The sequence below is a fragment of the Marivirga arenosa genome, from assembly GCF_030503895.2.
GTDB classification, from domain to species: Bacteria; Bacteroidota; Bacteroidia; order Cytophagales; family Cyclobacteriaceae; genus Marivirga; species Marivirga arenosa.
The window spans coordinates 140344-164289 of the sequence record NZ_CP129970.2 but is presented as its reverse complement, the minus strand read 5'-3'; the positions used below and the strand labels follow the sequence as shown (position 1 = coordinate 164289).

Sequence of the window (23946 nt, the reverse complement as noted above, 5' to 3'; positions counted from 1 at the left end):
TCTTTTTATTATGTTTTTTATAGGTTAATCTATCTGAAGAAAAAGTAGTGTTTGTGTTCTACCCAATTGTGCTTTTTCATGAATGCCTGGATTTGCTGTTTACTTTTTGCTTCTCCTACAGTGATGATGATTTGTGGTTCTATAAATTCAGCTAACTGATCCATGCCTAAAGTATAATCAGAATATTTTGAAGCTGTGTTTTCTTGCTTAGATTTAGAAATGGAGTTCACCCAGTAAAATTTTTCTTCTTTATCTATTAAAAAATTAGCCATGATTTTTCCTTTAGTTCCTGCACCAAAAATCAGAAATGGTCTATTCCTATCCCGTTCAAACTTAAGGAAATACATAAGCTTTAGTTTAAAAAATGCAGTTTGATTGCAATAAGCAGCTGTTCTACTTGTTCTTTTTGGATGCTCTCGCCAAAAATGGATACAATCTCTTAAAGCAAAAATCTTAAAACCTGCAGCATACCAACGGAAAACCAAGTCATAATCTTCGGGGTAGTAATTTGAGTTAAAGCCACCACATTTTTCGAAATCTTGTATAAACATCATCCAGGCAGGGGAAGCAACTACACATTCCTCGTAAAGATGCTGCCAGTGCGAATTATCTTCACAAAGCGAGTTCAACCAGTATTGGTATTGTAGGTAACCTTCAGAAATTGGTTCTTCAGAAAAGTATTCAACTTTTCCTGTAACTACGGTGTTTAGCCCTTCTTTAAGAAGCCCTTCTTTCAATAGTCTCAGCTTGTTATTGGGCATTATATCATCAGAATCCATTCTGTGAATAATGTCCCCAGTTGCTAATGAATAAGATGATTGAAGAGCAGAAATGATTCCGCTTCCTGCGGAACTTATTAGCTTGATTCGGGAATCTTTTTTCACAAATTTTTCTACTACTGCTCTACTATTATCAGTGGAGTGATCATCTGCCACAATTAATTCCCAATTCTGTTCTGATTGATTGATGATGCTATCCAAACAGGCTGGAAGAAACTGTTCAGTGTTTTTAACAGGCATAATAATTGAGATAAGAGGAATGGCCATCTTGCTGCGATATTTTTTGAAATTATAAGTTATTTAACAGGTTTTGATAGAGAAGGCCTATTAAAATTGCAAAGCCAAAACTTAATAAAGTGCCTATTAAGATGTATTCAGTAAGTTTACGATCTTTTGCTCTTGATAAATCTCCAAATCGAAATACAGATTTAGCTGCTATTAGAAATCCTATGGCTTGCCATTCTTCCATAAGTACAAATGCAAAAACAAAAAGTCGTTCAATGATACCGATGTATTTTCCAGCTTTGGAAAGGGAATCTTGGTCAGAGTCTTCTGGTAGTTCCCATTGAGACATAATGATCTTAATAAAAACAGCTATTCCATAGGTAAGTAATAGAATACTTAAAACAAACAGTAATAGAGTTTCTGATAGTTGAAATTCAAAAGAAAGCATTATGGGGTAGTAATAAGCACAAATAGCTAAAATCACTGCTAAATGAGCTAATTGGTCAACTATAAATGATAAACGAGAATTTAGGATTTTTCCAAGATAGATTTTGAAGAGGTCAATTACAAAATGACTTATCGGTAAAATGAGGAATGCCAACCAATAGTCTACATTGAATTGCAATAAAATCAGTACTAAAATAGTATGAATTATGATATGTATATATAGAAATTTTGATTTTGCTTTCTTTGATTCTTTGTGTTGAACCCATCGGTCCGATTGAAAAACGAAATCACCTAATACATGAGCAACTAAGATTTTGAGAAGAAATGAAATCATAACGAATGGGTTTGTTTCTTATAATAGTCAATTATTTTTTGCAGCTTATCAAATCCACTTCGATCGAGGGATACGCTAATGGTACTTTGAGTTTTTTCTAGTAGTTCTGCAAGTTGGTTTTGGTTTTTATCAGGATTTTCTATACTTGCTTTTATCACCTCGGCTTGGCTTGCAGTCCATTTATCTGCAGTAAATAGCATTAATTCCAACATGATATTGAGTGGCTCATCCCATTTTGCATCATTTGATCTTATAGCAAGAGTATTTTTTTTGAGAGTTTCAAAGCATACACCTGAATTTTGATAGGCTATGCCATTCGACTCTGATATTTTTTCAGATACATAATCTTCCTTTCCAATTCCAATGGCAATTCTGACATCTTTGTTTTTAATTTGTTTGATGGTGGCTTTGATATGAAAAGCTGCTAAAATAGCTTCCTCAATGGAGATTTTTAATTGAAAGCTGTCCCCTCTATAGATTTCCCATTTTTCAGGGCTAGTGCCATATTGATTTAAAACTGATTTCAGTTCTTTCAACCAATTTGAAGGAGCCTTCTCTGTAGAATTGATAATGTCGCCTGTTAATATTGCTATCATTAGAATGCTATATTTCTTTTTTAAATATCGATAAAAATATCGATAAATAATAATATAGATATATTTATCAATAATTATTAATATTGATGCATTTAACGATATATATAGTCAGATTGAAACAATAGTATTACTTCATGAAAATTAATTTCCTTTAACAGTTATTTCATCAAGTTTTAATATTTCTGATTTAGAGCCCTTTTTTTGCATTAAATCAATAAAATAGAAACAGATATCACCTTCCTCATCCATTTCTCGATAAAAAGCTCTTGACCTATTGACACCCAAAATATGTTGGTTTGTGGATGCTATGTATTGGAGTTCATTAGCCTCAAGATTATAGGAATAGACCTCATTGATCTCTTTTTTCCTATTTCTTATAAAGAATATATCGCTATTGGAACGATCAACAATAGCATACCATGCTTCTTTATTTTTGTCTTCAATTGCAGGGAATTGCTTTATTGTAGTTTTTTTATTTTTAAAATCATGTACGATGAATGAGTTGGCTTCCGAATGATTAATAATTAAATTATTGTCAGTAACATAATAGTCAGCTAAATTACTCATGCCTTGATAGTATCTTGATTTAAGGGGTAGTGGTTCATTTAGGATTAAAAGCTGTGAATCTTTTTTATGTATTAATGCAAATTGATAAATACTGTGCTTTCTAGGTGCATTTTTATTTGGGGTCATTCCTATTACATAATCTCTAACTGGTATTTTTAGCCCCGTTTCATATTCATCAATTAAGAAATGAGAAGGAATTTCTTCCTGAATTGAAAACTGATTATTCGATATTAGAACTTTAAGTCCATGCTTCCCTAAAGCTACTGAAAAGGTAGAGTCAGAAGTTGCAATAATACTCATAACAAATCCCCATTCCTTTTTTAATTCTAGGGTGTCCGATATTAAACCATTAGGTTTAGCTAATACTAAAAAATCTGATTTTTCAGGTCTTATAATAACCTGATCATTCATTGGAACTATATTTTTCATGCCTGCATTAGCTCTGCAAAAGAATAAAATACCTTCACTTTCTTCATTTTGAGCTTTTATCGAAAAACTATTCAATATCAGAAAGAGAAATAAGAGCAAATTCAAGGAAGTCTTCATTGTTATTTGGGTTAAAGGGATTATCAGTATTTATTAATAGGCCTCTCTTTGTAGGGATTATAATGGATGGATTAAACTTGTTAGATGGTAGCGCTATTGTACCAGATAATTCTCCGTCTGGCTCAAAAAACAATAGTGTAAAGTCGGATCTATAATATGCATTGGATCGGTCTTCATTTGCCTCCAGCAATATTGTCTTTTTGTATAGCCTAATCAATTTATTACGATATGGGTCATATACTATTTCTCCTAATTGTGGACTCTCAATTACATATAATTGATTTGAAACGAAGTCATTATCATCCATGCTAACAGCTTTTGAAAGCTTTCTTGATCCTATATCCAGTTCGATATTTTTTTCTTGTTTGTTTTCAATCTTAATTAGTTTTTTACTCATATTAAACCCTACATAAATAGCGCTGCCATAATGATGAAAATAAGGATTTTGACTCCACGGATACCACTTATTATTTTGGTGAGCTGCTAATATTTCGTTTGGGTATTTTAGATTTTTTATTTCTGATATTTTTCCATTTTCAAGCTTGAGATAACTTAAATGGTTTACATTAAAGAAAGCTAAATCATCTGGGTAAAAAGATTGAGTAGAAATACTATAGAAGTATAACTTATTATCAATTAGAAATGGGGAGGCATTACTATGCCAACCAGCTCCTAAAGTCATATCTGTACTTTCCCATTTTTTAACTAGGTTTTTGGAAGTATCCGTTAAGTAAAAAGTAAGGGGAAATGCTTCATTATGAAAAAATATTGAATCGAAATTATGAACATAGAAATTTACAACCTCTTCGAAAGCATTATTTCCATATAAAGGAAACTGTATTACTTTTTCTATTTTTTGTTCTTCTAAGTTTATAATTTCTAATTGCAAGGGATTATTACTGCTTTGATAATCATTAAATCGAAAAAGATAATTTACGCCATTAATTTTTTTATGCTGAGTATTAGAGGTTGTTTCCTTAACTCCACTTTGAAGCTCAATTGCTGTTGTATCCAGTATCTCTATTTCTTGACAATAATTTTGTTGTATGGAAAAAAATAAAAGGACAGAAGTAAGGGGGGGGATAAATATTTTATTCATTTACAATAAATTGACGGTTGATTAGTTTTTTTATAAGTTTACTTCCAACTATAACCTTAAAATGTGCAAAATATTATAATCAAAACAGAAAAAGGAGCTATTAGCTACATATTTTTCATGCTTTTAGCGTTTGAACTTATCTTAGCGAATCCATATCAATCTTTTTCTCAATCCTATTCTAGGCAATCTAAAATCCATATTTCTGCTTTCCCTGGTTTTAGTAATCATCAAATAGATGAAATGGCCAATCATTATAAATTATCATTGAACCTGACTTCAGGAATAACGGGCAGTGTCAGCGGTATTGAGTTGGGACTTATTTCAAATTATAATTTTGAAAAATTTCAGGGTATTCAATTGGCAGGCTTTGTCAATATTTCAGGAGTTAATAATCGTTTAAATCCAAAAGAATCAATTGATGAGACTTTTAAAGGCTTTCAACTCGCTACAATTTCTAACAGAACTTACGGAAATGGGGTAGGAGTACAGATATCTTCATTTAATAGCAGCTATTCTGGTTTTATAGGTTTACAATTAGGTGTTTTAACTAATAAAGCAAGAAATTTACAGGGTGCGCAGATTGCAGGCTTAATCAATTCCTCTAAAATAGGAATGGTAGGTTTCCAGATTGCGCCCTTATTCAATTATTCAGATGGGCAAACTAACGGTTTACAATTGGGACTTTTCAATTATGCCAGAACAGCTGGTTTTGGTCATGAATTCAGTAGTTTATTTAGTGATACCTGGCAGATTGGATTAATCAATTTTAGTAAAGTGAATAATGGTAATCAAATTGGACTTATCAATATAAGCGGTAAGAATAATGGAGTGCCTTTAGGATTACTCAATGTCGATGCCAGTGACGGATATGTAGCTTTAAGAGCCACAGATATGTTTTTATCTAATATTGCTTTATCCACTGGGAGTAGATTCTTTCAAAATCTATTACAATTTGGTTATAACTTTTCAATTTCAGGTTTACCATCATGGGGATTAGGCTATGGTTTGGAAAAAGAGTGGACTGACCAGAATAGAAAAAAGTATTTATTACTTAATACATCTTTATGGCAACAAAAAGCAGTGGATATCAAGCTTTTTAAAGGTCCAAGAGTAGTAAGGTCAGAACTGATTTATGGATTTAAAATAAGCAAATACAGATATCTAGAATTGGGTGCGGCCATTAATTATGAGTTAGCTTCTGTGGATCAACAAGAAACTTCTTTACTGAGTATAGGCCAATTTTTTCCAGGCTTAATAGTAGGGATACAGTGATTTATAAGTCTGTTAGTCACTCTTTTTAAAAAAAGACCGTTATAAATTACTAAATAGCAATAATCAAATAATGGAATCATGAGAAAACTTAAGTTTTTGAATACCCTAGCGGTATTAATTGGGTTGATATGGTCTTTTTCTTCTGTAGCGCAAGTCAAATATTGTAATCTGTCGTCAATAAATGAGGAATTAGCAAAAAGAAAAGAAGCAGAACAGAGCATAAGAAAAGAGGTGATCCCTGCTGTTCAGGAACATAACAAAACAGGCAAAGGGATATTAAAAGTAATTAGGCTTGCGAATAAAATGAATAAAATAGATGAAGACAATCAGAAATATTTAGATAAACTGATTGGAAAATGTGGTTGGGACGATAATTTAAATGCAGAGAGTCATCGTACAATTTTTTTAATTATTGATCATGGTGATAAGGATTTTATAAATAGATATATTGATCTAGTAAAAGTTAAAGCCGAAGCTGGCGTTTTAGAATCAGATGATTATCCTACTGTGCTAGATCGTAAATTAATGTATGATGATAACCCTCAATTGTTTGGAACTCAAACTTTCAGTTATATAGATGATACTGGTGATAATAATTATGTTTGGCCAATTGCAGACCCAGATAACTTAAAGGCAAGGAGAGATTCTGTCGGTTTACCCACAATGGAGGAATATTTTCGAATTGCCATGGAAGAATTTAACATCAAAATGGTCTGGGATAAGTCTCTAACAATAGAGAAGGCCTTGGAAATGAATAATTGAATTGATCAAAAAAAAAGCAGTGCTTTTGACACTGCTTTTACTTTATGCAAAACTTAAATTAGTCATTTTCTTTTTTCTTTCCTTCTTCTTTAACCTCAATCAGATCTCCATCTTTTAAAGTTTTAGAAATAGCTAAGAATGGTCCTTTTACGATTTTTTCTCCTTCTTCTAATCCACTTACCTGAATAAATTCAAAATCACTGATTCCAGTCTTAACCTGAGTCATTTTAACCGTATTGTCATCTTGAACTACAAATACAACTTCTTGCTCTTTTTTAACTTCTTTAGTCTGTTCAGTTGTTGTCGAATCTTTCTCAACTTCTGGAGATCTTAATGTAACTGAAGCTAATGGCACAGTTAAAATATTCTCTTTGGTTTCTGTCATGATTTCAACACTTGCCGTCATCCCTGGTCTGAAAGGAGAATCTCCATTTTCCGAAATTAAATCCTCATATGAAGAATTCAATATCTTCACCTTCACTTCAAATTCGGTAACGGCATCTTGTGAAGCTTTGTCATTAGCAGTATTAGCAATAGCCGTAACCACTCCTTTAAATTCTTTTTCCATATAGGTATAAGAATCTACTTCTATATTAGCAGTGTCTCCAATGTTGATTCTGATAATATCGTTTTCATTTACATCAACACGCACTTCCATGTTGTTTAAGTTCGCAATTCTCATCATTTCAGTACCTGCCATTTGCTGTGTACCTACCACTCTTTCACCTAATTCAACACTTAACTTAGAAACTGTACCATCAACTGGAGCGTAAATAGTGGTTCTTCTTAAATTTTCCGCAGCTTCGTTTACAGTCGCCTGACTACTTTTAACTGTATATCGAGCAGCTAGTACATTTTTCTCTGCAGCCACTTTATCGTTTTGTGCTACCTGATAGCTAGCCAATGCCGATTCGTAATCAGCAGTTGAAATTACTTTCTCATCATAAAGTTTTTTCTGTCTGTTGAAAGTTTGCTTGGCTTGCGTTTCCTGCGCTTTTGCTCGTTCCAATGCAGCTTCAGCTTGAGCCAATGATGCTTTCTGCTGATTCAAATTCGCTTTCGCTCTTTCTAATGCACTTTCAAAATTATCAGGTCTGATTTCTACAAGCAAATCTCCTTCTTTAACAGGATCACCTTCTTCAACCGCTAATGCAATAATCTCACCGGCTACATCTGGGCTGAGTTTTACTTCCACGACAGGCTGAACTGTTCCACTGGCATTTACTTTTTCAATTATGGTTCTTTTTTCTACTTTAGCTACTTCAACTTTTGTAGAAGGTGGCTGTCCAATTACGCCTGATTTTTTACCAATAATTGCAGCTACTATTAATACAACTACCGCTGCAATTAATATATATAATGTCTTTTTAGATGATTTCTTCTTAGCCATGGTTAAAAGTTTAATGGTTTACCTTGATAAAAGTCAAGTACTTTAAGTTTGAAAATATAATCGTATTTAGCTCGAATTAAGTCAGATTTAACTCTTTCGAAATCATTTTTAATTTGAGTAAACTGAACTGCATCAATTGCGCCTAATTCTAGCCTTTGCTCAGCATTTTTGAAGCTAAGTTCAGAGGCTTCAAAACTATTATTTAAAGCTGAATATGATTTTGCAGCAGCTTTTACATCTAAATAAGCTTGTTCAATTGTTTGCTGCAAATCATTTTTAGCAGCTGTTAATTGATAATCGCTTCTTTTTTTAGTTATAATGGCTTGTTGAACACTATTTCTTACCTGGAATTGATTGAAAATAGGAATATTCAAGCTTAAGCCAACAAATCTTCTTTGGTTAAAATCTAACTGATTCCAATAGGTATTCTCTCTGAATTCAGAAGGGATTTCATCTTGCGTTACTACCAGCTGACCAGTATTTTCAACTATCCCAATTGGTCTAGTAATCGTAATGTTTTCTGAACCTAATACCGGAAATTGTGCTGGAGCGGCATCAGAATAGTTGGTAGAAATTCCAGCATTCAAACTTAGAGAAGGATAATACCTGCTTCGTGCTACACCAATACTTCTAAATGCGCTTTCTTTTCTGTATTCAGCAGCTTTAATTACAGGCTGATTCTGCAATGCATATTGATAAACATTTGCGGATGATTCCATTAATTCTCCTGTATTGGGTTCAGGTAATTCAGGAATTTCAATATCGAAATCTTGATTCGCAGGAATTTGTAAGGCTTGTTTAAGTTGTAAGTAAGAAAGGTTAAGATTGTTTTCAGCTCTCACTACTTCTAATTCATCATTTGCTTTTTGTTGTCTGATTTGAAGTAAATCTGCCTGAGCTAAAGCTCCAATCTCCACTTGCTTTTCAATTCTACTTTCTTGGCTCTCTGTGGTTTCTAACCTTAATTTGGCAGTTTCCAGAAGCTCTTTATTGAATAAAATGTTCGTATAAAAAGTAACAACGTTAAGCGAAACATTATTTTGTATGGTTTTCAAATCACTTTCAGCTGCTAATTGTCCATACTGATCTCTCTTAATACTGTTATATCTTTGGAAACCATCAAAAAGAGGCACACTAGCGCTAATGCCTGCAGTTTGTGAATTAATACCTCTATCGTTAATGGTATTGGTAAATGGATCAATGGTTCTACCAGTAGAGGTATTCAAACCCAAATTACCATTCACACTCGGTAAATTGCTCATTTTTGAACCAAATAAGCTTATATCTGCACTTTCTACATCCAGATTGGATTGCTTTACTTGCAGATTGTTCTCTAAAGCGTAATCAATACATTTCTGTAATGACCATTTATCCTGAGCCTGTACTTGAAAAGTAAAAGCTAAGAATAAGCTAACAATAAATATTCTAAGCATAATTATAATTAATAGTTTACATGTCAATGTCTGGAATATAGATAACATCTTGTACCCAATCCAGATTTTTAAGGTATTCTAACGAAATTTCTTTTAAACCAGTATCCATTTCAATAGCTAAACAAGCAATATCTTTTTTGCCTTTTCTGGTTACACTCATAGTTGCAATATTGGCTTTATCATGGGTAAGAATACTTGTGATAAAGGCAATACTTCCTTCTCTATCATCTGCGGTGATGATTAAAGTGTGTAATGTAGCTGAAATATTAGCGGTAAAGCCATTTACTTTGGAAATGTTTATTACACCGCCTCCAAGGCTTTCACCAATTACTTCAACTGACTTATCTCCCTTTTTTAAATTTAATTTAATGGTGTTGGGATGATAGGTTCCAGCACTTCCTATTGATTTGAATGTATAGGTTAGGCCAGCTTCTTTAGCTAATTCAAATGCTTCTTTTATTCTTTTATCGTCAGTTTTTAAGTTCAATAAACCGGCAATAATGGCTTTATCACTGCCGTGGCCTTCATAAGTTTTAGCAAAGGAATTATAAAAAGTTACCGTTGCTTCGTTCGGAATTGCTCCTAAAACTTTAATTGCGGCTCTAGCAATCCTCACCACTCCTGCGGTATGAGAACTGGATGGTCCGATCATTACAGGGCCAATCATATCAAAAATACTGCTTCTTTCTGCCATTTTATAAAATAAAACCCAATATTAGACAATTAATTGCTCTGGCAAAAGTAATATTGATGAATGGATTAAGGAAGTTTTAAATGTGATATTAGTATGATTAACTACAATGGTAAATTAACTTCTTCAGAATCAATCAATTTCGATTATAATAACAGAGGGTTTCAGTACGGGGATGGAATTTTTGAAACCCTAATTTTTGAAAATGGAAATATCAAATTCCAGTCAGAACATTGGGAAAGAATAACCGAAGGATTAAAGACTTTAAAAATTTCAATTCCTGCTAATAAAGAAGAATTATTTCATCAGATTGATGAATTGTTGAATGAAAATAAGTTAGCTGCTAATTCAGCTAGAATTAAAATTTACTTTTGGCGGAAAAACGGTGGTTTATACACACCCACTAGTTCAGAATGCAACTATTTAATTTCAGCCGATCCGACTGTGATTAAAGTAAGCAAACTTTACCAGAATGTAGCGATATCAGAAAGTGTAGCCTTACAGTATTCTAAATTCAGTGCTTTAAAAAGCATTTCTGCTATTGAATATGTATTAGCAGGCATTGAGAAAAAGGAGAGAGCCTTAGAGGAGCTTATAATTTTGAATTCAGAAGGACTACTAGCCGAGGCATCCGCAGCAAATTTATTTTTCTTTAATTCTGCACAAAAAAAGTTATTCACCCCTAGTTTGAAAACAGGATGTATAAATGGTGTTGTTAGGCGATTTATCATGAAAAATGTAAAGCGACATGGGTTTGAAATAGAAGAAATAGAATGGAAATTAAATGAAATCCCTTTAAATTATTCTGTTTTTACTGTGAATGTAGCAGGAGTAAATCAACTAATGAAAGTTGAAAATCAACATTTTAATGATAGCCAAGAAGATTTAAAATCATTTTTGCAGCTTCTGAAAGCTTAGGAATTTTCGCTAGTAAAAGCTGGAATTTCCTCTTCAAACACAATTTCTTTTTCATTAGGTCTGAAGCAGTAATGATCCAATCCATTGGTTACGATCATATATTTCGCTTGAAACTGACTGTAATAATTCGTGATTTGGGTGAATGTTTTTTTAGTGATTTTAACATCTGGCGCCTTACATTCCACTAAGAGTAATGGCTCCATATTACGATCAAAGGCAATTAAATCAGTTCTTTTATTTCGTTCATGATATTTTAGCCCTGATTCCATTTTAATTAAGCTAGCAGGATAATTTTTATGATTGAGAAGGAATTGTAAAAAGTGTTGCCTTACCCATTCTTCCGGTGTTAATACCAAAAACTTCTTCCTGATGGGGTCAAAAATGTGTATCTTGCCGCCCATTTTACGCAGGTTCACATCATATGGCGGAAGATTTAATTTTTGCATAATTTTTCCCTTAATTTTGTGGCAAGTTAAATTTAATTGTAGATAAAAAATATAGTTTGGTTAAAGCTGTCAGGTTTTTCAAATAGAAATATTAGAATATGTTGATAAAAGCTGATTTATTTCAGTTAGAAGTAAACCTGACAGGTTTTTAAATAATAAAATAAAGCTGATTAATGAAAACAAAAAAGGAAATTGTAGACAACTGGTTGCCACGTTACACAGGAACGGGCTTAGATGAATTTGGTGATTATATTTTATTGACTAATTTCATCAATTATGTAGAAATGTTTGCTAAACAATACGATGTGGAAATTAAGGGTAGAAATAAGCCCATGCAAACTGCTACAGCCGAAGGAATTACGATCATTAACTTTGGAATGGGAAGTTCTGTTGCGGCTACCGTAATGGATTTGTTGTCAGCAATTATGCCTAAAGCGGTTTTGTTTTTAGGAAAATGCGGGGGTATAAAAAAGAAATCTAAAATAGGAGATTTAATATTACCACTTGCTGGAATCAGAGGTGAAGGTACAAGTAATGACTATATGCCACCAGAAGTGCCCGCTTTACCTTCTTTCCGTTTACAAAGAGCTGTTTCATCCATGATTAAAAAGCATGAGATGGATTATTATACGGGAACAGTATTTACTACAAATCGCAGAGTTTGGGAGCATGATGATGAGTTCAAAGATTATTTAAGACGAATCAGAGCCATGGCGGTTGATATGGAAACGGCTACGATCTTCTCTGTAGGTTTTGTGAATAGTATTCCGAGAGGCGCTTTATTATTAGTTTCAGATAATCCAATGACTCCGGAAGGCGTGAAAACTGCTGAAAGTGACCAAAAGGTGACCGGTAATTATGTGAATTATCATTTGCAAATCGGGATTGATGCCTTAATCGAATTGAAAGATTCTGGTGAATCCGTTAAGCATTTGAAATTTACTGAAACATTATTCGATAACGATTGATAGTATTAAAAGTGAATCAAGCAGCTTTGATAATGGCTGTTTGATTCCTTATTTATTAACTTATAATCTGACTTCTGCCCACATGAAAAACCTATTTCTTTTCTTTATCTCTCTAATTATTTTCAGCTCTTGTTCTAAAAGAGAGAAAGTAGATTCCATTTATTTTAATGGCAACATTTATACGGTAAATAGCAATTTTGAGAATGCGGAAGCTTTTGCCATAAAGGATGGTAGGTTTGTGGCAGTTGGAAGTTCACGTGATATTCAAAATAAGTATGCAGCCGAGGAGGAAATAGATCTTTTGAATTCTCCCGTTTATCCGGGCTTTATTGATGGGCATTCTCATTTTATTCGCTATGCCAAAGGATTGAGAGAGGTCGATTTATTCGGAACCCAATCATTCAACGAACTGATTCAAAGAATTCAGAAACACGTAGAAGAACATCCAGAAGAGACCTCAATTTTAGGATTAGGTTGGGATCAGAACAATTGGAAAGGAAAGCAATTTCCTACCAAGGATACATTAGATATTCTATTTCCTGAAAAGGTTGTGATTCTCAAAAGAGTAGATGCTCATGCCTTATTAACGAATCAAAAAGGGCTTGATTTGGCTGGAATTAATGGTCTGACCAAAGTTTCAGGGGGTGAGATCATTACAGAAAAAGGTGAACCCACTGGTGTGCTAATTGATAATGCTATGAAGCTCCTGACGGATAAAATGCCTGAATTGAGCAAACAGCAAAAGAAGAGTTTAATTCAACAAGCTCAGGCCAATTGTTTTGAAGTGGGTATCACCTCACTGGGCGAGGCAGGTTTAGATAAATCGCAGATTGACTTATTAGATGAAATGCATCAAGATAGTCTGCTAAGCATGCGCGTTTACGCGATGATTAACCCTACTGCTGAGAATTTGAATTACTACTTCAGTAATGGACAGTACAAAACAGATTATTTGAATGTAAGAGCCTTCAAGATTTACGGAGATGGCGCTTTAGGTTCCAGAGGGGCTTGTTTAATCCGCCCTTATTCAGATGATGAAGATAATTATGGATTTTTAAGAAGTGAGCCTCAGGTTTTTGACAGCTTAGCCAGACTTATCTTTGCCAAAAACTTTCAAATGAATACCCATTGTATTGGCGATTCAGCCAATAGAGCCATCACTAATATTTATGCTAAATACCTTAAAGGCAAAAATGATAGAAGATGGAGAATTGAACATGCACAAGTTTTAGCGGAAAATGATTTTAGCAAATTTGGAGATTATGATATTCTACCTTCTGTGCAACCTACCCATGCTACCTCTGATATGGATTGGGCACATGAAAGGCTGGGAGAGGAGCGCGTGAAAAATGCCTATGCGTATCAGGAATTGTTAGAGCAAACTGGAAAATTAGTGTTAGGATCTGACTTTCCGGTTGAGGATATCAATCCCATTTACGGTTTTCATGCAGCGGTAGCAAGGCAGGATGATCAAAATATGCCGGAAGAAGGTTTCCAGATGGAAAACGCTTTAAGCCGAGAAGATGCCTTGAAAGGGATGACCATATGGGCAGCTTTTGGTCAATTTGAGGAAAAGGAAAAAGGAAGCATTGAAGCGGGTAAATTTGCTGATTTCGTGATTTTGGATCGTGATATTATGGAAGCTCCATATGAAGAATTACGCACCACAAAAGTGTTAGAGACCTATTCAGCAGGCGCAAAAGTGTTTGATTTAAAGGCAGATCTTTAAGATGAAAGACGAAATTACAATTTCAGAAGCTCAAAAAACCGTAGATGAATGGATTAAAACGGTGGGTGTAAAATATTTTAGCGAGCTCACCAATATGGCCATCCTTACTGAAGAAGTGGGTGAACTAGCCAGAATTATTTCCAGAAAATACGGTGAGCAATCCTTTAAAGAAAGCGATAAAAAATACGATCTGGGAGATGAAATGGCGGATGTTTTATGGGTATTGATCTGCCTAGCCAACCAAACCGGAGTAGACCTGACTGCAGCTTTAAAAAAGAACCTTGAGAAAAAGAATATTCGTGATGCCGAGCGCCATAAGAATAATGAGAAGTTGAAGCCTTAATTGTAGATAATGCTGAAGAATATGTATATAGTTCAGCTAGAGATTATTGTGGAACGACTGGTTTGGTTCAACTTAGCTTTTTGAGTTAAAAACTCATATTTTCAGAATCCTCGTTACAAACGAGGACTAGTGGACAACTTCAAAAAGGGAATGTATTGGACCTTGAGAAATGTCACAGATGATATTGAAACGTTTGGTGGAAAAAACATTAAGTTTGAACATAGTATTGGTAATGCCAGAAATACTAACTCTTCTCTAGATGTATTTTGTAATAATTGTAAAATTCCTAATTTAAAGGTTGAGTATAAAACAGGGCCTGGTAGTGTTACCTCTGATATTATAAAAAGTCAATTTATTGAACGAGATTTATTCAATGCGAATAATTTAGATGAAATACAATGGAGAATTGAAGACTCAAATTTCGATGCGGAACAATTAAAAACATGGTTGATAGAAAATAAGAGCTCCATAATGGATATTATAGAAGGGGATAATGCAGTCAAGGCTGCCAATTTTGAAAGGATTTTTAAAATGAGTGATGCGGATGATATTATAACGGATAATCAAATTGATGAATTTGTTAACTTGAATTACAGTTTGATTTTTAAGTAATGAAGTTTAGTGTAAACAAGCTTGTTGGAGGTGTACTTTATATCGATAAGGAAATTGTCTGTATAAAATTAGATAGAACTTTGTTAAAGGTTTTTGAATTTTCACCAGAGTTTAGTGAAACCCTATCTATTAAATTAGCTAAAAGAACTAATAAAATAGGGAGATATAAAGAGGGGATTTATTTTTATCAAGATGAAGTAAGTTATTTTTACTCCTTAAAAAATGGCTTCGATAAAAAGTTTAATGGAAAGTTTTTTTATATATATGGTGATATTTACAAAGCCTATTTATTAATTGAAAATAAAGATGTTATAATTTTCGATTCAGAAAAAAAAGTTAGAGTTCCAGTTCTTCAACAAGGTGGTCCCAAACTCTTTTTAAAGGACGGTTTTATTCAGGCAGAACAAGTTGGCTCTGGTGACGGTTCTATCTGCTATTACGATATATTTAATGATGGACAAATTGTTTGGAATCATAAATATGCCTTATTGGCAGAGGCTCAAAAAGGGAACCTTCATAGCAATCTTTTGAGCAATTATAATAACTTGTTCTTTGTAATAACAGGTAATCAAAATAATGGACTTTATGTATTAGATGTTCATTCAGGTAAGTTATTGAAAAAATTTGATGAAGTGTGTTATGAAATTTTTCAGGACGGTGATTTTATCTATTCTACAAAATTTGAAAATGTCCTTTGTAGAATTAATACTCAAAACTTAGAACTTGAGGAATGGGATTGTAATTCCTTAGTTAAATCTAATGGGTTTGATGCCATACATGACCATAGATGTGCTGTACTCAATGATAGATTTTATTTCACCCAAACGATAGGTGATAACAAAGCCAAATTGGGCATATTAGATTGGGATAAAAAGGATCTGATATATAAATATGAGTTTGAACCTAAAAATGGGGGTATAGGAAGCATCCAAGTGAATGAGAGCAGAATGTTTGTCCATACACAGGATAATACTTTGCATATATTTGAAATTGATTAAAATGAAGTTATTACAAAGCAGCTTAATCATAAGAAAAAAATACTAAACCAAATTATATGAATGATAAGAAGGAGATGTCAATAACCGAATTATTCCTTTATGGAGCCATCCAATTTATTATTGCCATCATGGTCCTTTTTAATGGCTTTACCTATATTACAAATCAATTTATTGTAGATGGCCAAGTCGAGGGTGGTCCAACAAAACAAAAGGGACTACTAGCCATGTTATCGCTATTAGAAAAAGGTTGGTGGAAATATCCTATTATATTAATTTTTGGGACAATAGGTTATTTGATGATTAGGGAGGGCCGTAGAAAATTCCTCAATAGAAGAAAGTAAATTTTACTTTCCCCATTTCCCCAACTCGTCCTCGTTTGTAACGAGGATGCTTAAAACCAAGCATTTGCAATGCTTAAAAGACATAATTGATCTAAAGCAAGTAGATTTTTTTCAAAAAAGTCCTTACATTGTAAGATAAGCAAAAGGCAATTAATCAACCAAAACATGTCTGGCGACCGATATAAAATAGCAGATCAAAATGCTTTGTATTTTGTAACATTCACAGTGGTAAATTGGATAGATGTCTTTACCAGAAAAGCCTATAAAATTGAAGTCGTAAATTCATTGAATTTCTGTATTCAACAGAAAGGGTTAAAAGTATATGCTTGGTGTTTGATGAGTAAACACCTTCATTTGATTATATCAGCAGATGAAGGATTTAAATTATCGGATATAATCAGAGATTTCAAGAAATTTACAGCTAAACGTATCCTCAACATGATAGAAACGGAACCAGAAAGCAGAAGAGAATGGATGTTGCAACAGTTTAAATTTGTGGGCACTATATTACAAAGAATCAAGAATTACAAGTTTTGGAAAGATGATAATCATGCTATTGAATTAACTTCTAAAATGATAGAGGGACGGCTTAATTATATTCATCAGAATCCGGTTGAAGCCTTAATTGTAGATAATGCAGAAGATTATGTATATAGTTCAGCAAGAGATTATTGTGGAAGGACTGGTCTGGTTGAAATTAGCTTCTTGAGTTGAAAACTCATTTTTTCAGAATCCTCGTTACAAACGAGGACTAGACAATGCGTATCCATTTTGCAACCCGCATATATGCGGACTCTAAAAATTGGATATGCGCGATTGCAATTTTTGACCACGCATAATTATTTCATCAAAATAGATATGCGCATAATTTAAATGTGGCTTAAAACTATTGTTCCCGTACCATTCTGGATGGAGGTAAAATATGTTCAAATTTTAAAATATTGTACTCCCTAAAAATAATAATCTTCTCAGTTAATTAAGTAAGGATTATGAGATTAAACATTGCTCTTCCCAAATTTCATTTTAAATCTAAAAAAATATCTGATCTCCAATTAATACTTGTATTTTAAGGTGATTTTTATAATTAATCGGCTATATTTACTTATTGATTTCTTCAACGACCAAAACCTGCTATTCATCAATTTTTTTGTTTTATCGATAGTATTGGTGCATGTTCTGGTCCAGAAGAATTATAAGCACAATAACAAGAGTTTATATTGTTTCATTAGGATAGTAAGCCCTTTAACGCTATTATTTCTTATGCTTGAATAGGCAAAATGAGTACTAGCTTTTTTTTTGAGATTTATTTTTCAAAAATAATGAAAAGAGTTTTGGATGTATTGAAAATGGTGAAGCTGTTAAATTACAGTAACACTAACGAATTTTGAATGATAAGTAATGTCCTTGTGAAGTTTAAAAGTTGATAAAGAGAAAAATAGTAGATGTAAACAATTACTTAACTTATATAAATAGCCAAAACCAAATAATAAGATCATGCTTGAAAAAGAAAAATGTATTCTCGCCATCGAAAAGTGGGAAAAGACCAGAGCGCATTATAATGAAATCAAATCTTTAGTACCTCCAGCCGCTGCCTTCAGCTTTAATCAAAAAGAATGTCAATGGCTTGAAGAAAACAATGATAACGGTAAGTTCCATACCTATATAGGAGTTAATGAAGATCAGCTAATTTTAATTGTGGTTCCTTTAGATAAAAAGGGGACAGAAAAAGAACTTCCTTCCTATTTATATTCAGAATTAAAAAGATTAAATAAAGAAATAGTAATAACGGAAACAGATGTTGTTACGACTAGAAAGAAAACCGTGCTTTCTGAAAATCTAGAGATTACAAAATATAGTGAAGAAAAGGATTTCCCCACTTACAATGAACCTAGTATAACGGAAAGAGCTTCTGTAAAAGACATAGAGAAATGGAAAAATGAATGTTTAGATTGGTTTTATTATCAGTCTAAAAAATCAAATGGGAAGAATATCTTTAGAACCTTTACGGTACCGTTTTCAGATATATCACGAGAAACGGGCCAAGATGGTGAAGTGGTTGCTTTCTTTGGTTTTAAACATTCTTCCATTTATCAAAAAGCTTTGCCCATATTAATTTTTATTGCTGTAGAAAATCAAACCAAATCTGCACAGATTATTAGTTCGCAGGCTGTTGATGAAATAATGCTAACGAACTCGCAAGATTGGGCTCATCCTTGCCCACCGCTTTGCAAAGACGGAGTAGATTTCGGGCTTTTAGGTTGATGAACAATTATATTTTAAGCTCTATCATTCTCTCTTATTCTTTATTGATTACCGCTTTTTTGTATGGTGTAAGCAATGAAGTAATACGGAATAATGAATTTAAAAAATGGCATATAATCTATCTGGGTTTTATTTTAGGAATTGAGAGTATGTCGATATTCTCAATTTATGTATTGGAGAGTAAGACTACACAGTATTTATATCCAATCTACGTCACAGGAGAGTTTTTGATATTAATGAGCTTATGCCTAACAGAATTCAAAGCGACAAAAATGTGGAAACTAGTAACAGGAATAGTGGCTAGTTTTATCTTTATTGAAACCACTATCTTATGGTTTGTTCATCAAGATGCTTCTACCGGTTATGCAAAGATTATTTCTCATTTAATTATTATTTGTTTACTGGCTATTCTACTCGTTAAAAACATGAGGGAAGTTGAAAGAAGCAAACAGAGTTGGTTTATTTTCGGAGCCCTATTTCTGTACTATAGCGTATCTTTATTTTTATTCTTGTTAATTAATCAATTGACTGAGCACAGCATCAATCTTTGGATTATAAATAATATTCTTTCTTCTATTTTATACGGTAGTTTCATCTATACATTTTACAGTTTCAAAAAATGGAAGTCAAGATCTTATATATAGTAATTATGATTATCGTACTATCGATAATTATAATTACTTCTTTTGCGGTATATAGAGCCTTTATTCAAAAGATTTTGAGAGAACAATCCAGGCAACATCAATTAGAGTTAGAGCATCAAAAAGAGATTAGCATGCAATATACCATTGTGCAGGAAAATGAAAGGAAACGGATAGCTGAAATGCTGCATGATGATGTGGGGAACAAGCTCAATATTCTCTCACTCTGGATTAATAACGAAGATACATGGAATAGCAATCGTTCAAAGGAAGTGGTTAGTCAACAGATACCAACGCTAATTGAAGCGGTTCGGAACATATCGCACACTTTATATCCAGCTAATCTGGAGAAATTTGGTTTAATTTTTCAAATTGAAGCTTTAATTGCTTCGGTTAATACATCTCTATCAATTCAATTAATAGCCCAGCATGATTACCAAAAAAAAGATATTTCAATTGAAGTGAAAATCTATCGTATCATCCAGGAGTTTTTAACTAATGTTATTAAGCATGCTCATGCAAAAAAAATGCTAATCCATTTAAGAGATACTGAGACCTCTTTTGCAATGATTTTATCGGATAACGGCATAGGGTTTAATCATGACACGCTGCAAAAGGGGATGGGACTTAAAAATATTGATGGTAGAATTCAATCTATTGATGCATATAGTAAGTGGAAAAGTAAAACAGCTAAGGGGACTAGATTAATTATAGCCTATTTAAAACCGTGAGTACAATAATAAAATTAGCATTAGTAGATGACGAGCCTTTAATTTTAGAAGGACTCTCGCTTTTATTTTCAAATGTAGAAAATATAAAAGTTGTTAAAACAGCCAGTAGTGGTGAAGATTTTCTATACGAGATGGAAGGAATTCAAAAATCAGATTTTCCTGATATTGCCCTGATCGATGTTCAAATGAAGCCAATGGATGGTTTTGATTTAGTTGAAGTTTTGAGAGCGAAATATCCTGATTTGAAAATCATTATACTCTCATCTCATTACAAAAGTAATGTGCTCGGGCATATGATTAAGTTAGGAGTTTCAGCTTTTATCCCTAAAAACTCAAATAAGATTGAGCTTTTGCAAGTTGTAGAATCAGTATATGAAAAGGGGGTATATTTTACGAAGAAGGATCAGGATATGCTTGTAGATTTTATGATAAGTAAACCAAAACAACCCACTTTAGAGGCTGAACAAGAGTTATCGAGTAGAGAAATTGATGTATTAAAATTAATTTGTCAAGAATACACCAATCAAGAAATTGCAGATCAATTGTTCATTAGTAAAAGAACGGTTGAAGGTCATCGTCAAAGAATATTAGAAAAAGTTGGAGCGAAGAATACCGTTGGACTAGTCGTTTATGCAATAGCTCATAATATTCACCCCATTTCATAATTCCATTATCAGGTATAAATACGTGCCAGTCAATTAGGTATTTTCTACTCTAAAATACCTTGATATAATTCTGTCTATTTGTAATGATCAACCTATTGAATAGTTCAATAGCAATGTGAGCAATTGTGCAGCCACAATAATCACAGATCAAAAGAACGACCTATACAGAATTAAAACTTGACCTATGCCTGATACGATGAAAAAAAACTCAAATCAATTGCCTAGAGAGGATATTAAAGCCTATTCTCAACTTGCTGGTAATCAACAAATCATTCGAAAGATAAAAATAGGAGATTTAGATGTAATTGTGTCTGCAGAAGATAATCATACGATAGATCTCAATGCATATGCTGGATTGAATTTAGCACTTTTTGCTGAGCAAATCACTTTATCAGGATCTGTAAAAGCAAATAAGCTTGCTGTATCTACAGATATCTTGGTTTTAGGTACAGGTGCTGAGCTAGACACTTCGGGAGCAGATGGACTAGTTACTCCCGGAGTAGCAGTTGATTCACCCGGAAAAGAGGGAGATAATGGGCATGATGGAGGTCATTTATATCTTTATGTCAATTCATTTTCAACAGATGGGATGCCTATTACCTTCAATGCTAAGGGTGGAAGGGGAGGAACCGGGCAAGCAAGTGAAAATAAAAAAGGAGGAACTGGCGGAACGGGAGGAAAAGGTGGTGATATAGTAATTCTTTTCAGCAATAGTTACTTAGTTGCACAGGATTATTTAAAGAAAATAGCAAGTAGTTTTTCGGATTCGACTGAAACGGAAGGCAACCCGGCTAATATTGTAGCTTATATTGATGCTTTTTGTTCTATTATGACTATGCTTTATCCGACATCTTCCTCTCAAAAGAATGCTACGTTAACGGATAATTTAACACTTAAAGAGGCAATTGAAGAACTACAGAACTTTTCAAAAACATTCAGTACAGGTGGATCTTTAGTACTTCCTTCCAATATCAAATCAATTATTATTGACTTGAATAACATGCTTCAAAGTTTAGGAGATCAATTTAAAAATCAGTACTTAAAACAAAATTTAAATGCGAGTGGAGGTGAACAAGGATTAGGCGGACAAGGAAGTGGAGGAAGCGATAATGGATTACTTGGAAAAGCTGGTAAAAATGGGGAGGTTATTGAATTAGGTTTTACCTCATCAGAAAACTTAATAGAAGGTCTTTTATCTCCTGATTTTTATAATTTGACAGACCCATTCTTATTTATACATCCTAACCAGTTACAAATGGTGCTGGAAAAAGCTCGACTTCAGATTCTATTTAGTGACCCTTCTAAATCAGGAGGAATCGCCAATATTAAAGATGCAAAAAACCTATTAGACCGATTAAGCTTTAAAACGAAATACCTTTCACAGTTGAAGGATGATGAAAGTTTTGCCAAATTTTTCGGAGAGCACGAACAGCTCCTAGGTTGCCAAAATAGCTTAGCTATTTTCAATCAGGTTTACAATGAAGCCACGCAAATGTCGAATCAGCTCATTCAAGGGTTAGATGCCTATGGACATGATTACAACTTTGCCCCAAGAGGTACTTATCAAATGTATAAAAGTGCTTTAGATGAAATGATAAATTCGTTTATAGAAATTGAAACTGCCTATCTACAGTATTCAAAAAAACTGAGCGAACAAACTGCTGAGGTAAGCTATTTAACCGACCAAACTTCTCAATTAAATACGATCGAATCTCAATCCCAACAAAACATTAATGCAATAAATTCGGAGATTGAAACAAGTATTGATTTAGTAGAATCATTAACCAAACAACTAACTCCATATACAAGTATTATTACCGGAGACATTTCTCAAATTGTATTAGCTATTAAAGATTCCTTCGATTTTGATGTTAAAGCTTTTCTTGGTTCACTAACTTCTATCGCATTTGCACCGGAAAGTGCTCTGATGTGGGGTACACAAGCTACATCAATCTTATATTCTGGTATCACTAACATAAAAAATGATCAAGGAATTGATGTAAAAAAAAGTTATTTGGTTGATGGAATTAAGCAGATCAGTGGGGTAATAAAAGGTCAAACTTTAGCTGAGAGTTTTAATCAATTAAACAGTGGTATAATTCAATTGCAAGATCCTGGTGGGAATAAAATAATTGCAGATGAAAACCAACTCATGAAAATGTTGGATCAGTTCTATTCCAAATTTCCGACAGAAATAGATGATCTTAAAAAGGAATTCAAAAATTACATCGATCTCATCCAAAAAAGAAATTCAGAGATTCTGAAATATAATCAACTATTGGTAATGGCTGAAAAAGAGCTTATCTCTTTAAATAAGGCTCGCCTCCTTATTAGTAACATCAATCAAAAGAAGTTTGACGATATTGATCCGGCTCTTCCTGAAATTTCTTCTTACATGACTTACATTTACAATCACGCCAGATCTGAATTATTGGAACAATTGTATAGGGCCTCAAAAGCATTTGACTTCTGGTCAGTGACTAAATCAAATAAACTAGCCAACAGTTTAAATGGAATTAGCCCGCAAAAAGTAGATAGTTATTTGCTTCAATCTATTAATTTAAGTCTTGAATCCGCTTTCGAAGGATCACCTGGTTTTTTTCCAAGTCCGACAGGAACTTTCTCTGGTGATTCGGCTCTAAGAATCTCATTAAATGATTTTCAAGTGGGCTTATTGAAAGCTGCGAATTCCTCAACCCTCACTATACCAATTCCAAATAGCGGCTCTTTTTTTAACCGGGCTGATGTTAGATTAACGCAGGTAGGCGTAGATATAAAGCTTAAACAAGCAGCCAGTGTGGGGCAAGAAATTTTCATTGATCTAATTCAACTGGGTAAGGAGAAAATTCAAAATCCCTCAAGTTTGGAATGGTTCGATTATGTACATAGTCCTGTTGTGGTTCAATGTGGCTACAACACCAAAACTGGTAAAATAATACCGGCTAGTTTGGTTTCCAACCAAACAAACAACAATCAGGAATTACAGCTTGCCAATATTGGGCCTTATGCGACCTGGAGAGTACAAATTAACCCTAAGAAAAACATAAATTTTGACATCAGTCAAATTCAATCAGTCACTTTGATTTTTGATGGTACATTCTACGACACTATTTCATCAAAATACAAAGCTTCAATTATTTAACATCTATAA

24 protein-coding genes are annotated in these 23946 nt (G+C 33.4%); 15 read left to right on the top strand and 9 right to left on the bottom strand.

The window, feature by feature from the left end:
- Positions 1-29: 29 nt before the first annotated feature.
- The 5 genes from QYS48_RS00680 to QYS48_RS00660 all read right to left on the bottom strand — a co-directional run bounded on the left by QYS48_RS00680 (position 30) and on the right by QYS48_RS00660 (position 4593).
- Positions 30-1046, bottom strand: coding sequence for a glycosyltransferase family 2 protein (locus tag QYS48_RS00680; RefSeq protein ID WP_302099875.1), 1017 nt, complete (start codon positions 1044-1046; stop codon positions 30-32).
- Positions 1047-1068: 22 nt separating this feature from the next.
- Entirely contained in the window at positions 1069-1785 is a 717-nt protein-coding gene (locus tag QYS48_RS00675; RefSeq protein WP_302099876.1) for a DUF3307 domain-containing protein, read from the bottom strand.
- A complete protein-coding gene (locus QYS48_RS00670) occupies positions 1782-2381 on the bottom strand; it encodes a SatD family protein (protein ID WP_308357098.1) in 600 nt (199 codons plus the stop codon). Before QYS48_RS00670 ends, QYS48_RS00675 begins: the two co-directional genes overlap by 4 nt.
- A 141-nt stretch (positions 2382-2522) precedes the next feature.
- Positions 2523-3452, bottom strand: a complete 930-nt coding sequence (locus QYS48_RS00665) for a hypothetical protein (protein WP_308357097.1) — start codon at positions 3450-3452, stop codon at positions 2523-2525.
- Entirely contained in the window at positions 3445-4593 is a 1149-nt protein-coding gene (locus QYS48_RS00660) for a hypothetical protein (RefSeq protein ID WP_308357096.1), read from the bottom strand. The genes QYS48_RS00665 and QYS48_RS00660 overlap by 8 nt, the downstream gene beginning before the upstream one ends.
- A 63-nt stretch (positions 4594-4656) precedes the next feature.
- On the opposite strand from QYS48_RS00660, the gene QYS48_RS00655 reads away from it, so the two are divergent.
- Together QYS48_RS00655 and QYS48_RS00650 are read left to right on the top strand one after the other, a co-directional pair.
- Positions 4657-5865, top strand: a complete 1209-nt coding sequence (locus QYS48_RS00655) for a hypothetical protein (RefSeq protein WP_308357095.1) — start codon at positions 4657-4659, stop codon at positions 5863-5865.
- Between the two features lie 78 nt (positions 5866-5943).
- Positions 5944-6627 carry a DUF6624 domain-containing protein gene (locus tag QYS48_RS00650; protein WP_302099886.1) on the top strand — a complete coding sequence of 228 codons (684 nt, stop codon included), beginning with the start codon at positions 5944-5946 and terminating at the stop codon, positions 6625-6627.
- A gap of 58 nt (positions 6628-6685) precedes the next feature.
- Here QYS48_RS00650 and QYS48_RS00645 read toward each other — a convergent pair whose 3' ends face one another.
- The 3 genes from QYS48_RS00645 to sdaAB are packed head-to-tail and all read right to left on the bottom strand — an operon-like array spanning position 6686 to position 10144.
- Entirely contained in the window at positions 6686-8017 is a 1332-nt protein-coding gene (locus QYS48_RS00645) for an efflux RND transporter periplasmic adaptor subunit (RefSeq protein ID WP_308357094.1), read from the bottom strand.
- Between the two features lie 2 nt (positions 8018-8019).
- On the bottom strand, positions 8020-9450 hold the full coding sequence (locus QYS48_RS00640) for a TolC family protein (protein WP_308357093.1): 1431 nt from the start codon (positions 9448-9450) through the stop codon (positions 8020-8022).
- 16 nt (positions 9451-9466) lie between these two features.
- Positions 9467-10144, bottom strand: a complete 678-nt coding sequence (sdaAB, locus tag QYS48_RS00635; protein ID WP_302099888.1) for an L-serine ammonia-lyase, iron-sulfur-dependent subunit beta — start codon at positions 10142-10144, stop codon at positions 9467-9469.
- A 93-nt stretch (positions 10145-10237) separates the two neighbouring features.
- On the opposite strand from sdaAB, the gene QYS48_RS00630 reads away from it, so the two are divergent.
- Positions 10238-11059 carry an aminotransferase class IV gene (locus QYS48_RS00630; RefSeq protein WP_308357092.1) on the top strand — a complete coding sequence of 274 codons (822 nt, stop codon included), beginning with the start codon at positions 10238-10240 and terminating at the stop codon, positions 11057-11059.
- Here QYS48_RS00630 and QYS48_RS00625 read toward each other — a convergent pair.
- The gene (locus QYS48_RS00625; RefSeq protein ID WP_308357091.1) at positions 11056-11505 is read right to left on the bottom strand and encodes a type I restriction enzyme HsdR N-terminal domain-containing protein; all 450 of its coding nucleotides are present in this window, start codon (positions 11503-11505) and stop codon (positions 11056-11058) included. The two genes, QYS48_RS00630 and QYS48_RS00625, sit on opposite strands and share 4 nt — an antisense overlap.
- 173 nt (positions 11506-11678) lie before the next feature.
- Between QYS48_RS00625 and QYS48_RS00620 the strand changes: the two genes are divergently transcribed.
- From QYS48_RS00620 to QYS48_RS00565, 12 genes are all read left to right on the top strand, one after another.
- Positions 11679-12473, top strand: coding sequence for an AMP nucleosidase (locus QYS48_RS00620; RefSeq protein WP_308357090.1), 795 nt, complete (start codon positions 11679-11681; stop codon positions 12471-12473).
- Positions 12474-12555: 82 nt separating this feature from the next.
- On the top strand, positions 12556-14202 hold the full coding sequence (locus tag QYS48_RS00615; RefSeq protein WP_308357089.1) for an amidohydrolase: 1647 nt from the start codon (positions 12556-12558) through the stop codon (positions 14200-14202).
- A 13-nt stretch (positions 14203-14215) separates the two neighbouring features.
- Positions 14216-14545, top strand: a complete 330-nt coding sequence (locus tag QYS48_RS00610; RefSeq protein WP_308358443.1) for a nucleotide pyrophosphohydrolase — start codon at positions 14216-14218, stop codon at positions 14543-14545.
- A 129-nt stretch (positions 14546-14674) separates the two neighbouring features.
- The gene (locus QYS48_RS00605) at positions 14675-15157 is read left to right on the top strand and encodes a hypothetical protein (RefSeq protein ID WP_308357088.1); all 483 of its coding nucleotides are present in this window, start codon (positions 14675-14677) and stop codon (positions 15155-15157) included.
- On the top strand, positions 15157-16155 hold the full coding sequence (locus QYS48_RS00600) for a hypothetical protein (RefSeq protein ID WP_308357087.1): 999 nt from the start codon (positions 15157-15159) through the stop codon (positions 16153-16155). The genes QYS48_RS00605 and QYS48_RS00600 overlap by 1 nt, the downstream gene beginning before the upstream one ends.
- A 56-nt stretch (positions 16156-16211) precedes the next feature.
- Complete coding sequence (locus QYS48_RS00595) at positions 16212-16496, top strand: hypothetical protein (RefSeq protein WP_308357086.1); 285 nt, start codon at positions 16212-16214, stop codon at positions 16494-16496.
- Between the two features lie 165 nt (positions 16497-16661).
- A complete protein-coding gene (locus tag QYS48_RS00590) occupies positions 16662-17210 on the top strand; it encodes a transposase (protein ID WP_302099901.1) in 549 nt (182 codons plus the stop codon).
- Positions 17211-17990: 780 nt separating this feature from the next.
- Complete coding sequence (locus tag QYS48_RS00585) at positions 17991-18758, top strand: hypothetical protein (RefSeq protein ID WP_308357085.1); 768 nt, start codon at positions 17991-17993, stop codon at positions 18756-18758.
- Positions 18758-19402, top strand: a complete 645-nt coding sequence (locus tag QYS48_RS00580; RefSeq protein ID WP_308357084.1) for a hypothetical protein — start codon at positions 18758-18760, stop codon at positions 19400-19402. The genes QYS48_RS00585 and QYS48_RS00580 overlap by 1 nt, the downstream gene beginning before the upstream one ends.
- On the top strand, positions 19378-20130 hold the full coding sequence (locus tag QYS48_RS00575; RefSeq protein WP_308357083.1) for an ATP-binding protein: 753 nt from the start codon (positions 19378-19380) through the stop codon (positions 20128-20130). Before QYS48_RS00580 ends, QYS48_RS00575 begins: the two co-directional genes overlap by 25 nt.
- Positions 20127-20795: a response regulator transcription factor gene (locus tag QYS48_RS00570; protein WP_308357082.1), complete on the top strand. Its 669-nt coding sequence runs from the start codon at positions 20127-20129 to the stop codon at positions 20793-20795. Before QYS48_RS00575 ends, QYS48_RS00570 begins: the two co-directional genes overlap by 4 nt.
- A gap of 196 nt (positions 20796-20991) precedes the next feature.
- Entirely contained in the window at positions 20992-23937 is a 2946-nt protein-coding gene (locus tag QYS48_RS00565; protein WP_308357081.1) for a hypothetical protein, read from the top strand.
- The last annotated feature ends 9 nt before the right edge of the window (positions 23938-23946 follow it).